The organism is Bacillus cereus group sp. BfR-BA-01524 (assembly GCF_022662595.1).
Classification (GTDB): Bacteria; Bacillota; Bacilli; order Bacillales; family Bacillaceae_G; genus Bacillus_A; species Bacillus_A thuringiensis_S.
Genome location: NZ_JAKUDW010000129.1, coordinates 1 through 13374, shown reverse-complemented (window position 1 = coordinate 13374; position 13374 = coordinate 1). Strand labels below are relative to the sequence as shown.

Genomic DNA, 13374 nt, shown 5'->3' with positions numbered 1-13374 from the left:
CTAAAAAAGAAGAGCCTAAAAAAGAAGAAGCGAAAAAACCAGCTCCAACTCCAGAAGTACCAGCTGATAATAAAGGTGGCAGACAAGATGTTGTCGAAAAAGCTAAAGGTTTAGTAGGACTAAAATACGTATGGGGTAGTGCATCAATTTCAAACGGTGGTTTTGACTGCAGTGGTTTAATCTCTTACGTTTACGGTTTAGGTCGTCAAGATACTAGAAGCCTGTGGAGTTCTGTACAAAAGATTAGCGCATCTGAAGCGAAACCAGGAGATCTTATCTTCTTACAAGGTACATATAGAGAAGGTGTATCTCACGTTGGTATTTATATCGGTGGCGGTCAAATAATTCATGCTGCTGATGAGTCAACAGGTGTTACTTACGGTAGTGTAAATAGCTCTTACAACCAAAAACATTTCTTAGGTTACGGAAGATTATAGAATTATAATTCAATAAAAAACGTGTATAAAGTCGATAGCTTACTATTTTATAAGTAGGTTATCGGCTTTTTTGAGTTTTTACGGGATTTGAAGAAGGGTTTATAGTAGTGATGGAGGTGATTGTCGATGCTAGCGGGGAAACAGTTGCTATTAGACGAACTTTCTTCAGATTTACAGAGGGGGAATTAAATGATTTGAAAAAGAAGGGAGAGGTCGTGTGTGTACAAGGTGTAAAAAAGAAGGCTTCTAAATATGTATGTCAGCGTTGTGGAAATATAGAACAGCGGCTATTTGCGTCGTTTTTATGTAAAAGGTGCAGTAAAGTGTGCACATATTGCCGGAAGTGTATAACGATGGGGAGGGTAAGTGAATGTGCTGTACTTGTTCGCGGGATTGCTGAAAGAAAGAGAGAAAAGAATTTAAATTTGTTACAGTGGAACGGGAAGTTGTCTACTGGCCAGAATTTGGCGGCACAAGGTGTTGTAGAGGCTATTAAGCGAAAAGAATTATTTTTTATTTGGGCTGTATGCGGGGCTGGAAAAACAGAGATGTTGTTTTACGGTATTAACGAAGCGCTTCAAAAAGGAGAAAGAGTTTGTATCGCAACGCCGAGAACGGATGTTGTTCTGGAATTAGCACCGAGATTACAAGAAGTATTTCCATATATAAAGGTAGCGGCTTTATATGGAGGGAGTGTGGATAAAGAAAAAGATGCAGTACTAGTCGTTGCGACCACGCATCAATTATTGCGTTATTATAGGGCGTTTCATGTCATGGTTGTAGATGAGATAGATGCTTTTCCATATTGTGCAGATCAAATGTTACAGTACGCGGTAAAACAAGCGATGAAAGAAAGGGCGGCGCGTATTTATTTAACTGCGACTCCAGATGAATCGTGGAAGCGAAAATTTAAAAAAGGTGAACAAAAAGGTGTTATTGTTTCTGGACGATATCACCGTCATCCTTTACCAGTTCCTTTATTTTGTTGGTGCGGGAATTGGAAAAAAAGCCTCATTCATAAAAGAATTCCTCGAGTTTTACTACAGTGGTTACAAACATACTTAAATAAAAAACATTCTATTTTTTTATTTGTCCCTCATGTGCGATATATAGAAGAGATAAGCCTGTTGTTAAAATCATTAAACAAGCGAATTGAAGGTGTACATGCAGAAGATCCGGGGAGAAGAGAAAAAGTAGCGGCTTTCAGAAAAGGAGAAATCCCATTATTAGTTACAACGACAATTTTAGAGCGAGGCGTAACGGTGAAAAATTTGCAAGTAGCGGTTTTAGGGGCGGAAGAAGAAATATTCTCAGAAAGTGCACTCGTACAAATTGCGGGCCGAGCAGGGCGGAGCTTTGAAGCACCGTATGGAGAGGTCATTTATTTTCACTATGGTAAGACAGAGGCGATGGTGCGCGCGAAAAAACATATTCAAGGTATGAATAAAAATGCCAAAGAACAAGGATTGATCGATTAATGCATTGTTTACTTTGTGATGAGTGTTTTGTAGAAAAGGTTAGTTGGTACAATTTTTTGGTAAAGTGTCATAGAAAATATATATGTGATAGATGCGAGCAGAAACTTTCCTATATTATAGGAGAAATTTGCATGGAGTGTGGGCGGCCTTTAGAATATGTTCCTGCCTCATTTCAAGAAGACGGTATTTGTATAGATTGTCTAAGGTGGATGAAAGAGGCGAAGTATCGTTCTTTTAAAAACCGTTCGTTATATATGTATGATGATGAGATGAAAGAAATAGTAGCGCAGTTTAAGTTTCGGGGGGATGCAGAGTTAGTGCGCATTTTTTATCGTCCTTTTCGAAGTTTATTTCAAAAGTATTTTGCTAATGTTTCAACCGTTATCGCTGTTCCGCTTAGTAAGGAAAGGGAAGTTGAACGTGGTTTTAATCAAGCTGAGTTATTAGCAACTTGTTTACCTGTCAAAATTTCTTATCCATCATTAAGAAGAAGGGAAACAGAAAAGCAAAGTAAGAAGACACGTAAAGAAAGGATGTCAGGAAGCAATCCTTTTTATTTTCAGGGAGAAGAGATGTTTTCTGAGCAACATATTTTACTCGTTGATGATGTGTATACGACTGGAATTACAGTTAGGCAAATCGGAAGTTTGTTATATGAAAGAGGGGCAAGGGAAGTATCTAGTTTGACACTTTGTAGAAGTTAATATGGCAGTGTCGAAAGGGAGAATAAAAAGGCGATAAGTCTTCTTTGACTTCATATGTTGTCATTCGTTATAGTCAAAATATGGGGCGAATGCCCTGATTTTTAGAGTGAAGGGAATGGAATGAACATGCAAGGACGAGTGAAATGGTTCAATGCAGAAAAGGGATTTGGATTTATTGAGCGCGAAGATGGTGACGATGTATTTGTCCATTTTTCTGCTATTCAACAAGATGGGTATAAGTCGTTAGAAGAAGGGCAACAAGTAGAGTTTGACATTGTAGATGGAGCACGTGGACCACAAGCAGCTAATGTTGTGAAACTGTAGGGGATATTGTTTTGGGAAGAGAAAGCTGCGTTTGTGGCAACGTTATATATATGTAGTAGAACCCCTTGTTTTTCGCAAGGGGTTTTTTGTTATAGGGTAAGTTGTCAAAAAGTTGTTTCTTTTCTGTAACGAATTGTCCACAGTTATATTCGTTATCCACGATGTTAATAGGATAAAATAAAGATAGAAACGATGCATCTTTTCATTTCAACAAAAAACGATAAAAAAATCGCAATTCCACTAATTTTTTAAAAAAAGTTAGAAGGAGTTTTTAAGCCAGTGTCGAAATTATAGGACATAGGCTTGAAAGGAGGAATTCATCTATGAAATTCAACATTCGTGGTGAAAATATTGAAGTAACTCCAGCATTAAAGGAATATGTAGAGAAAAAACTAAGTAAGTTAGAGCGTTATTTTGATACATTCCCAGAGATTAAAGTTAATTTAAAAGTATACTCTGACAAGCAACGTGTCGAGGTAACAATTCCATTTACTGATTTATTACTTCGTGCAGAAGAAACTAATAGCGATATGTACGCTGCTATCGATTTAGTAGTTGATAAACTTGAGCGACAAATTCGTAAACATAAAACAAAGGTAAATCGTAAGTTACGTGAGAAAGGTTCTGTGAAAACGAACTTTATCCTTCCAGAAGCAGTAGCTGTTCTGGATGCGGTAGAAGAGGATGAATTAGAACTTGTACGTACAAAACGATTCGATTTAAAACCGATGGACGTTGAAGAAGCGATCCTACAAATGGATATGCTAGGACATAATTTCTTCGTCTTCACAAATGCTGATACAAATGAAACTAATGTTGTATATGGCCGTAAAGATGGGAAATACGGTTTAATCGAAACTAAATAATAATTCGAAAGCGCAGCCGAATGAGGCTGCGCTTTTTTTGCTGAAAATAGATTTTTAAAAAACTTTTCTTAATTTAGAACGAGACATTCGGTCGATTGTTGTCATAGTTATAAGACAAGTGTTACAATTATCATTAGGTATATACATTTTAGTTTTTTTAATTAGGAGAAAAATTGGCATAACATACATTTGATTTTTATAACGACTGATTGTAATAGAGAAAAAGAAAAACAATCGGAAGTTTTATTTTAATAAAAGAGGAGCGTATTTCCTATGATCGGTATTTTAAAAAAGGTGTTTGATGTAAACCAACGCCAAATTAAACGTATGCAAAAGACAGTTGAGCAAATTGATGCATTAGAGTCATCTATTAAGCCACTAACTGATGAACAATTAAAAGGAAAGACGCTTGAATTTAAAGAACGTCTAACAAAAGGTGAAACAGTAGATGATCTACTACCTGAAGCTTTTGCAGTTGTTCGCGAAGCGGCAACTCGTGTTCTTGGAATGCGTCCATATGGCGTACAGTTAATGGGTGGTATTGCCTTACATGAAGGAAATATTTCTGAGATGAAAACGGGTGAAGGTAAAACGTTAACATCTACATTACCTGTATATTTAAATGCTTTAACAGGAAAAGGTGTTCACGTTGTTACAGTCAATGAATACTTAGCACAACGTGATGCGAACGAAATGGGACAACTTCATGAGTTCCTTGGCTTAACGGTAGGAATTAACTTAAATAGTATGTCACGCGAAGAGAAACAAGAGGCTTATGCTGCTGATATTACGTATAGCACAAATAATGAGCTTGGATTCGATTACTTACGTGACAACATGGTTTTATATAAAGAGCAGTGCGTTCAACGTCCACTTCATTTTGCTATTATCGATGAAGTCGATTCTATTTTAGTCGATGAAGCACGTACGCCGCTTATTATTTCGGGACAAGCTCAAAAATCAACAGAGCTATACATGTTTGCAAATGCATTCGTTCGTACGTTAGAAAATGAAAAAGAGTATTCATTTGATGTGAAAACGAAAAATGTAATGTTAACAGAAGATGGTATTACGAAAGCAGAGAAAGCTTTCCATATTGAAAACTTATTCGATTTAAAACATGTAGCACTTCTTCACCATATTAATCAGGCGCTTCGTGCACACGTTGTTATGCATCGTGATACAGATTATGTTGTACAAGAGGGCGAAATCGTAATTGTAGACCAATTCACTGGTCGTCTTATGAAAGGTCGTCGCTATAGCGAAGGTTTGCACCAAGCGATTGAAGCAAAAGAAGGTGTAGAAATTCAAAATGAAAGTATGACGCTTGCGACAATTACATTCCAGAACTACTTCCGTATGTATGAAAAATTATCTGGTATGACTGGTACAGCGAAAACGGAAGAAGAAGAATTCCGTAGTATTTACAATATGAATGTTATCGTAATTCCAACAAACAAACCGATTATTCGTGATGATCGTGCCGATTTAATCTTTAAATCAATGGAAGGTAAGTTCAATGCAGTTGTTGAGGATATTGTAAATCGTCATAAACAAGGGCAACCTATTCTTGTAGGTACAGTTGCAATTGAAACTTCAGAGCTTATTTCAAAAATGTTAACGCGTAAAGGTGTACGTCATAACATCTTAAATGCGAAAAACCATGCGCGTGAAGCAGATATCATTGCAGAAGCTGGTATGAAAGGTGCTGTAACGATTGCAACGAATATGGCTGGTCGTGGTACAGATATTAAGCTTGGAGACGATGTAAAAATCTTCGGTCTAGCAGTTATCGGTACAGAACGTCATGAAAGCCGTCGTATTGATAATCAGTTACGTGGTCGTGCTGGTCGTCAAGGGGACCCTGGTGTGACGCAGTTCTACTTATCAATGGAAGATGAATTAATGCGCCGATTTGGTTCAGATAATATGAAAGCAATGATGGATCGTCTTGGTATGGATGATTCTCAGCCAATTGAAAGTAAAATGGTTTCTCGTGCGGTAGAGTCTGCACAAAAACGTGTTGAAGGAAATAACTATGATGCACGTAAGCAATTATTACAATACGATGATGTACTTCGTCAGCAACGTGAAGTTATTTATAAGCAACGTCAAGAAGTAATGGAATCGGAAAACTTACGTGGCATTATTGAAGGTATGATGAAATCTACAGTAGAACGTGCTGTTGCGCTTCATACACAAGAGGAAATTGAAGAGGATTGGAACATTAAAGGTCTTGTTGACTACTTAAATACAAACCTTCTTCAAGAAGGAGACATAAAAGAAGAAGAATTACGTCGCCTTGCTCCTGAGGAAATGAGCGAACCGATTATCGCGAAATTAATAGAGCGTTACAACGACAAAGAAAAGCTTATGCCAGAAGAGCAAATGCGTGAGTTTGAGAAAGTTGTTGTATTCCGCGTTGTAGATACGAAATGGACAGAGCATATTGATGCGATGGATCACCTTCGTGAAGGTATTCATTTACGTGCTTACGGTCAAATTGATCCACTTCGTGAATACCAAATGGAAGGATTCGCGATGTTCGAGTCAATGGTTGCTTCTATTGAAGAGGAAATTTCTCGTTACATTATGAAAGCTGAAATTGAACAAAACTTAGAACGTCAAGAAGTTGTTCAAGGTGAAGCTGTTCATCCATCTAGCGATGGCGAAGAAGCGAAGAAAAAGCCAGTTGTAAAAGGTGACCAAGTGGGCCGCAACGATTTATGTAAATGTGGTAGCGGTAAAAAATATAAAAACTGCTGTGGTATTGTTCAGTAATATAGGGCGGTAGCTTGGCTGCTTTGCAAACTTTTATATCAAAAATGTATAATTAAGAAGAATTAAACTCTCTCCGTAATAACTGGAGAGAGTTTCCCTTGTTTTCATACGAAAGTAACAGCAATTACATAGAGGTGAAGGAAATGGAATTAGTAGAAATTAGACAGGAATTAGAGAAAATGGCTAAGCGATTAGCGGCTTTTAGGGGGTCTCTTTGACCTCCCTACTAAGGAGAACCAAATTGCAGAATTAGAAGAAAAAATGATGGGCGCAGGATTTTGGGATGACCAACAAGGCGCACAAGTTGTAATTAATGAAGCGAATGCGTTAAAAGATATGGTTGGAAGTTTCCGTCAGTTAGATGAGACGTTCGAAAATTTAGAAGTAACGCATGAGCTTTTAAAAGAAGAATATGATGAAGATTTACATGAGGAATTAGAATCAGAAGTAAAAGGCTTAATTCAAGAAATGAATGAGTATGAGCTTCAGTTACTATTAAGTGATCCTTATGATAAAAATAATGCGATTTTAGAATTACATCCAGGTGCAGGTGGAACTGAGTCACAAGACTGGGGTTCTATGTTATTACGTATGTATACACGTTGGGCTGAAAAACGTGGATTTAAAGTAGAAACGGTTGACTATTTACCAGGTGATGAAGCTGGTATTAAGAGTGTAACTTTATTAATTAAAGGTCATAACGCTTACGGTTACTTAAAAGCAGAGAAAGGTGTACATCGTCTTGTACGTATTTCACCATTCGATTCTTCAGGTCGTCGTCATACATCGTTTGTATCTTGTGAAGTTGTACCAGAGTTCAATGATGAAGTTGAAATCGAAGTACGTACAGAAGATTTAAAAATTGATACGTACCGCGCAAGTGGAGCGGGTGGGCAGCACGTAAATACGACAGATTCAGCAGTTCGTATTACACATACACCGACAAATACAGTTGTAACGTGTCAGTCAGAGCGTTCACAAATTAAAAACCGTGAGCATGCGATGAAGATGTTAAAAGCGAAATTATATCAAAAGAAACTAGAAGAGCAACAGGCACAATTAGATGAAATTCGTGGGGAACAAAAAGAAATCGGATGGGGTAGCCAAATCCGTTCTTACGTATTCCACCCGTATTCTCTTGTAAAAGACCACCGTACAAATACGGAGGTTGGTAACGTACAAGCAGTTATGGATGGAGAGATTGATCCGTTTATTGATGCTTACTTACGTTCTCGCATCTAATAAGCGAAAAAAAGCCAACAAAATTGTTGGCGCATGCTGAGGATATAAGGCATTTGATTTTATTTTTATAGATGAAGTAAAGAGGAAGAGAAGTTGGAAACGACAACTTCTCTTTTTGATGGGATTATATGTAGATTACAATGCTGTATATTGTTTTGTAAAAAGTAGAGAATAGTAAAATAGAGCGGTAATAGGGTGAAGATTTATATAGAACTTTTCTAATTTTCCTTTTAAAAAGGATTCTTTATAGAAGTTTTTTAAGTTGTTCACAGAATTGAAACAACTTATGAAAGCTTTATTTTATCAAGGTTCTCACTGTGTTTTTGAGGAATATGAAATAAACCTTAGTTTTTCTATATAAAGATAATGCTTATAATGAAAATGAGTGTGTTAGGAATAAAAAGAATATCAACAATGGGGAGCGATAGAAGTGAAAAAGAAATTGTTGGCTATTGCGCTAGGGACATCGGTTGTTTTTGCTTTAGGAGCATGTGGAAATAAAGAAGAGAGTAAGTCTTCGAAACAGTCTGCAAGCACAGACAGCGCAGAACAAATTTTCCAAAGAAGTTGTGCTGGATGTCACGCAACAGATTTATCAGGGGCAACTGGACCTGATTTAAGAAAAGTAGGCGGTAAGTACGACGCCGCAGATATCGAAGAGATTATTAAAAAAGGCCGCGGTTCAATGTCACCAGGACTTATTCAAGGTGAAGATGCGAAAAAAGTATCTGAATGGTTAGCAGAACATAAATAAAAAAGGTGAAATGGACGAGTTGATAATATAGTCAACTCGTTTTCCGTTTTCTGGGATGTAACATAACTGTAACAAAAATGTATCCAAATTGGAAACCGTTTGATGTTACAATGGGGTTTGTAGAATTTTGCTGAAATATATTACATAGAGTGGTATTGCTTATAAGAAAGCATAAGTAAACTACCTTCAACAAGGATGAATAAGTGAAAATGAAGGATGTCTTTTATTTTCAGATGTACAGAAAAGTATTTCGAAAAAAATCATTAAGTATTGGGTGATAAATAATGATAAAAATGACGAATGTTTATAAGGAGTACCCGAATGGTATGAAAGCCATTGCTGGTCTTACAGTTAACATTAAACAAGGTGAATTCGTATACGTAGTTGGACCGAGTGGAGCCGGAAAATCTACATTTATTAAAATGATGTATCGTGAAGAGAAACCATCTACAGGATCTATTAATGTAAATGGACTTACTATCGAAACATTGGCAGAAAGAGACGTTCCGTATTTTCGTCGTCAATTAGGCGTAATTTTCCAAGATTTCAAATTGCTACCTAAATTAACGGTATATGAGAATGTTGCGTTTGCTTTAGAAGTAATTGAAGAAGAACCGGATGCAATTCGTGAGCGTGTAACAGAAGTTCTAGGTCTTGTAGGCCTTGAAGATCGTGCAGACGCACTTCCAAGTGAACTTTCGGGCGGGGAGCAACAACGTGTTGCGATTGCGAGAGCGATTGTAAATCGACCAAAGGTTGTAATCGCCGATGAGCCAACAGGTAACTTAGATATTGAAACAGCTCTTGATATTATGAAGATTTTTACTCGCATTAATGAGCGTGGTACAACAATTGTTATGGCGACGCATAATGCAGATATCGTAAATACAATCCGTCATCGTGTAATCGCGATTGAAGGCGGAAAAATTGTTCGAGACGAGATTGAGGGAGGATACGGATATGAAGGCTAAGACCCTTAGTCGACATTTGCGAGAAGGTGTAAAGAATCTATCACGTAACGGATGGATGACGTTTGCTTCTGTTAGTGCAGTAACAGTTACATTATTACTTGTAGGTGTCTTTTTAACAGCGATTATGAATATGAACCATTTTGCGACAAAAGTAGAGCAAGATGTAGAGATTCGTGTACACATTGATCCAGCTGCGAAAGAAGCTGATCAAAAGAAATTAGAAGAAGATATGAGTAAAATTGCAAAAGTAGATTCTATTAAATATTCTTCTAAAGAAGAAGAGTTAAAACGTTTAATTAAAAGCTTAGGTGATAGCGGAAAAACGTTTGAGTTATTTGAACAAGATAACCCACTTAAAAACGTATTCGTTGTAAAAGCAAAAGAACCAACAGATACAGCGACAATCGCGAAGAAAGTTGAAAAAATGCAGTTTGTCAGTAATGTTCAGTACGGAAAAGGGCAAGTTGAACGATTATTTGATACTGTGAAAACTGGTCGTAACATTGGGATTGCGTTAATTGCTGGTCTTTTATTCACAGCGATGTTCTTAATCTCTAATACAATTAAAATTACAATTTATGCTCGTAGTACAGAAATTGAAATTATGAAACTTGTTGGTGCAACAAACTGGTTTATTCGTTGGCCATTCTTGCTAGAGGGATTATTCTTAGGAGTATTAGGATCAATTATTCCAATTGGCCTAATTCTAGTTACGTATAATTCGTTGCAAGGTGTGTTTAACGAAAAACTTGGCGGAACAATTTTCGAGCTTCTACCATACAGTCCTTTCGTATTCCAATTAGCTGGTTTACTAGTGTTAATCGGTGCTTTAATCGGTATGTGGGGAAGTGTAATGTCAATTCGTCGCTTCTTAAAAGTATAAAAAGTTGCAAACATAATTCGTACAAGCTTATCATATAGTAGAAATAGGTAAAGGCATCACACACTGTGTGATGCCTTTTGCTACACCACCTGTGTGTTTTGGAAAGGGGAATTCCGCATTGAAACGTAGAGTTGCAATTATTGGAATGGTTGTTGCATTTTTAATTGGTGCTGGCGGAATGTTTGCAGGCATGTCTGTATTTGGGGTTAACCCAGCAGAAGTAACGCAAACAATTTCGAGTGGGAATGCTAGCACTGCGCAAGGGAATTTGGCAAAAATTAATGAGGCGTATGCACTAATTGATTCACGTTATGTGGAAGACGTGAAAGATGAAAAGTTAGTTGAAGGTGCAATACAAGGTATGTTGTCTACGCTGAAGGACCCTTATTCCACGTATATGGATAAAGAAACAGCCAAACAGTTTAGTGAATCGCTTGATCCTGAATTAGAGGGGATTGGGGCTGAGGTGAACAAGACGGACGATAAGCTTATTATCGTATCGCCAATTAAAGGTTCACCAGCAGAAAAGATAGGAATTAAACCGAATGACCAAATTTTATCTGTAGATGGAAACAGTGTGAAAGACTTATCACGTGAAGAAGCAGTATTAAAAATTCGTGGTAAAAAGGGAACGACTGTCGCAATTGAAATTAAACGTGCGGGAGTAACTGATCCGATTGTATTTAAAATTAAGCGTGAAAAGATTCCAATCTTTACAGTGTTTAGTTCTGTGAAGCAAGAGAGCGGAAAAGATATCGGTTATATGCAAATCACTTCTTTTGCTGAGAATACAGCGAAAGAATTTAAGGATCAGTTAAAAGAGTTGGAAAAGAAAAATATAAAAGGCTTAGTTATTGACGTGCGTGGTAATCCTGGTGGCTATTTAAATAGTGTAGAAGATATACTAGGGGAAATTATGACGAATAAAAAGCCAATGCTACAAGTAGAGCAGCGAAATGGTGAGAAGAAGAAATTCTCTACGGAACTGAAAGAGAGAAAACCATATCCAATTTCAGTATTAATTGATAATGGAAGTGCTTCTGCTTCAGAGATTTTAGCGGGTGCGCTGAAAGAAGGAGAAGGATACGATTTAATTGGTGAAAAAACATTTGGTAAAGGTACTGTCCAGCAAGCTGTTCCATTTAAAGACGGCAGCAACATTAAATTAACGATGTTTAAATGGTTAACGCCGGATGGGAACTGGATTCATAAAAAAGGAATCGCGCCAACAGTAGAAGTGAAGCAACCAAATTATTATCATGCGACACCAATTCAAATTGAAAAAACACTTTCATACAATTCAAATGATGTACAAGTAAAACATGCTCAAGAAATGCTTAAGAGCTTAGGGTATGTACCAGGTCGTGAAGATGGATACTTTAGTAAAGAGACAGAATCGGCGCTGAAAGCATTCCAAAATGCGAATGAGATGGAAGCGACAGGACAGCTTGATAAAAAGACAGCTGAAGCGATTCAAACTAAAATTATCGAAAAAATCCGTTCTGGAGAAAATGATCTACAATTACAGTCAGCATTAAAATTAATGGCAAAATAAGAAAAAATACAGGCAGTTTGCTGCCTGTATTTTTTTGTGTTAAACAAACGTTTGTTTAGTTATGATAATATAAAAAGAAAGAATGATATAAATGGTGGTGAATGAGTTCGTGGAGGCGTGGATTTTTGAAATAATGCGGGCAGTTGGACGTTTTTTCTTACACCCTGCTGTCTATATATTTGTAATAAGTAGTATCTTCGTTGGATACTTACGTATGTTAAGAGAACGAAAAGATTTTTCTTTTAAAGTTTATGATATTTGGTTTGAACTGCGAACCTCTCTATTTGCAGGGATTGGATACGGATTAGTAGTATCTATTATTACGATTGGGCTTGGACTTGTTGTTTCTAAAGCAAGCTTATGGGCCATTTTAATTTGGACATTACTATTTGGATTAACGGCTATGTATCGATATTTATCGGCAGCTTATACATTTAGCATTGCGATTGTATGTGTTCTATTATCTTCTAAGCTACCAGTTTCCTTCTTACAGCTTCGAGAAGGTGAAGAGAATACCATCGTATCCCTTGCTATTTTGCTAGGCGTTATGCTTATTGTAGAAGGCTTATTGATTTCTAAAAATGCAGTAGGATACTCTACACCGAAGATTAGGAAGGGCAAGCGTGGGCTAAAGATTGGTTTACACGAATCAAAGCGTTTATGGATCGTTCCTATTTTTATTCTTGTACCGGGTGATGCGGTAACACAGTTTATTTCATGGTGGCCTGTCGTTTCAATAGGTTCAAATACATATTCTCTATTTCTCGTTCCATTTTTAATTGGATTTATGAGAAAGATTAAAAGTTATGAGCCGACGGAAGCTTTATTATTTACAGGAAGACGTGTTTATGGATTAGCAGGACTTGTGCTCGTTTTAGGAATCGCAAGTTACTGGTGGCACGTACTTGCAATTATCGCGATGGGAGTCGCGATGCTTGGGCGTTTCACAATTTCGATGCAAGAGAAAATTGCCGATGAAACAAGACCAGCGTATTTTGCTGCACGCAATGATGGGCTCGTTGTACTAGATACAATTCCAAATACAATTGGAGCAGAGCTAAAATTACTGCCTGGAGAAATTATTACGAAAGTAAATGGAGTCATTCCAAAAAGCGCCGAGGAATTTTATGATGCGCTTCAAACGAAGACGACAGGAGCATTTTGTAAATTAGAAGTATTAGATACAAATGGTGAGCTTCGTCTTGCACAAACTGCATTATATGCTGGTGGACATCACGAATTAGGTATTGTATTCGTTGAGCAGGAGCATGAGTGGGATTCGGAAGCGATGTAATAGAAGGAAAGGTATCACCTTGTGGTGGTACCTTTTTTGTTTTGGGGGAGGGTAGTTAGTAAATGAAATTTATATCGGCGATTTT

11 protein-coding genes and 1 pseudogene are annotated in these 13374 nt (G+C 37.2%); all 12 read left to right on the top strand.

The window, feature by feature from the left end; translation table 11 throughout:
• On the top strand, positions 1-437 hold a 437-nt coding region (locus MR170_RS27520), incomplete at its 5' end, for a C40 family peptidase (RefSeq protein ID WP_242310156.1).
• A 126-nt stretch (positions 438-563) separates the two neighbouring features.
• Positions 564-1915: pseudogene (gene comFA, locus MR170_RS27515) on the top strand (ATP-dependent helicase ComFA).
• Complete coding sequence (locus MR170_RS27510) at positions 1915-2619, top strand: ComF family protein (protein ID WP_242310153.1); 705 nt, start codon at positions 1915-1917, stop codon at positions 2617-2619. The pseudogene comFA and the gene MR170_RS27510 overlap by 1 nt, the downstream one beginning before the upstream one ends.
• 126 nt (positions 2620-2745) lie before the next feature.
• Positions 2746-2943, top strand: a complete 198-nt coding sequence (gene cspC / locus MR170_RS27505; RefSeq protein ID WP_001990088.1) for a cold shock protein CspC — start codon at positions 2746-2748, stop codon at positions 2941-2943.
• 323 nt (positions 2944-3266) lie between these two features.
• Positions 3267-3809: a ribosome hibernation-promoting factor, HPF/YfiA family gene (gene hpf / locus MR170_RS27500; protein ID WP_000671193.1), complete on the top strand. Its 543-nt coding sequence runs from the start codon at positions 3267-3269 to the stop codon at positions 3807-3809.
• Between the two features lie 273 nt (positions 3810-4082).
• Complete coding sequence (secA, locus tag MR170_RS27495) at positions 4083-6590, top strand: preprotein translocase subunit SecA (RefSeq protein ID WP_000579372.1); 2508 nt, start codon at positions 4083-4085, stop codon at positions 6588-6590.
• Between the two features lie 143 nt (positions 6591-6733).
• Positions 6734-7832, top strand: a protein-coding gene (prfB, locus tag MR170_RS27490) for a peptide chain release factor 2 (protein WP_096001455.1) whose coding sequence is annotated in 2 segments (ribosomal slippage) — positions 6734-6805 and positions 6807-7832 — 1098 coding nt in all. Because the reading frame shifts where the segments join, the coding sequence is not laid out codon by codon here.
• Positions 7833-8262: 430 nt separating this feature from the next.
• Positions 8263-8586: a cytochrome c551 gene (gene cccB, locus MR170_RS27485; protein ID WP_000727971.1), complete on the top strand. Its 324-nt coding sequence runs from the start codon at positions 8263-8265 to the stop codon at positions 8584-8586.
• 284 nt (positions 8587-8870) lie between these two features.
• On the top strand, positions 8871-9557 hold the full coding sequence (gene ftsE, locus MR170_RS27480) for a cell division ATP-binding protein FtsE (protein WP_080117069.1): 687 nt from the start codon (positions 8871-8873) through the stop codon (positions 9555-9557).
• Positions 9547-10440 carry a permease-like cell division protein FtsX gene (gene ftsX, locus MR170_RS27475; protein ID WP_000645028.1) on the top strand — a complete coding sequence of 298 codons (894 nt, stop codon included), beginning with the start codon at positions 9547-9549 and terminating at the stop codon, positions 10438-10440. The genes ftsE and ftsX overlap by 11 nt, the downstream gene beginning before the upstream one ends.
• Positions 10441-10558: 118 nt before the next feature.
• Positions 10559-11995 carry a S41 family peptidase gene (locus MR170_RS27470; protein ID WP_080681878.1) on the top strand — a complete coding sequence of 479 codons (1437 nt, stop codon included), beginning with the start codon at positions 10559-10561 and terminating at the stop codon, positions 11993-11995.
• 91 nt (positions 11996-12086) lie between these two features.
• Positions 12087-13289, top strand: a complete 1203-nt coding sequence (locus MR170_RS27465) for a PDZ domain-containing protein (protein ID WP_016085217.1) — start codon at positions 12087-12089, stop codon at positions 13287-13289.
• The last annotated feature ends 85 nt before the right edge of the window (positions 13290-13374 follow it).

Coding starts and splice junctions, on each gene's coding strand:
- MR170_RS27510 (WP_242310153.1), top strand. CDS start 1,915: ATGCATTGTTTACTTTGTGATGAGTGTTTTGTAGAAAAGGTTAGTTGG.
- cspC (WP_001990088.1), top strand. CDS start 2,746: ATGCAAGGACGAGTGAAATGGTTCAATGCAGAAAAGGGATTTGGATTT.
- hpf (WP_000671193.1), top strand. CDS start 3,267: ATGAAATTCAACATTCGTGGTGAAAATATTGAAGTAACTCCAGCATTA.
- secA (WP_000579372.1), top strand. CDS start 4,083: ATGATCGGTATTTTAAAAAAGGTGTTTGATGTAAACCAACGCCAAATT.
- ftsE (WP_080117069.1), top strand. CDS start 8,871: ATGATAAAAATGACGAATGTTTATAAGGAGTACCCGAATGGTATGAAA.
- ftsX (WP_000645028.1), top strand. CDS start 9,547: ATGAAGGCTAAGACCCTTAGTCGACATTTGCGAGAAGGTGTAAAGAAT.
- MR170_RS27465 (WP_016085217.1), top strand. CDS start 12,087: ATGGTGGTGAATGAGTTCGTGGAGGCGTGGATTTTTGAAATAATGCGG.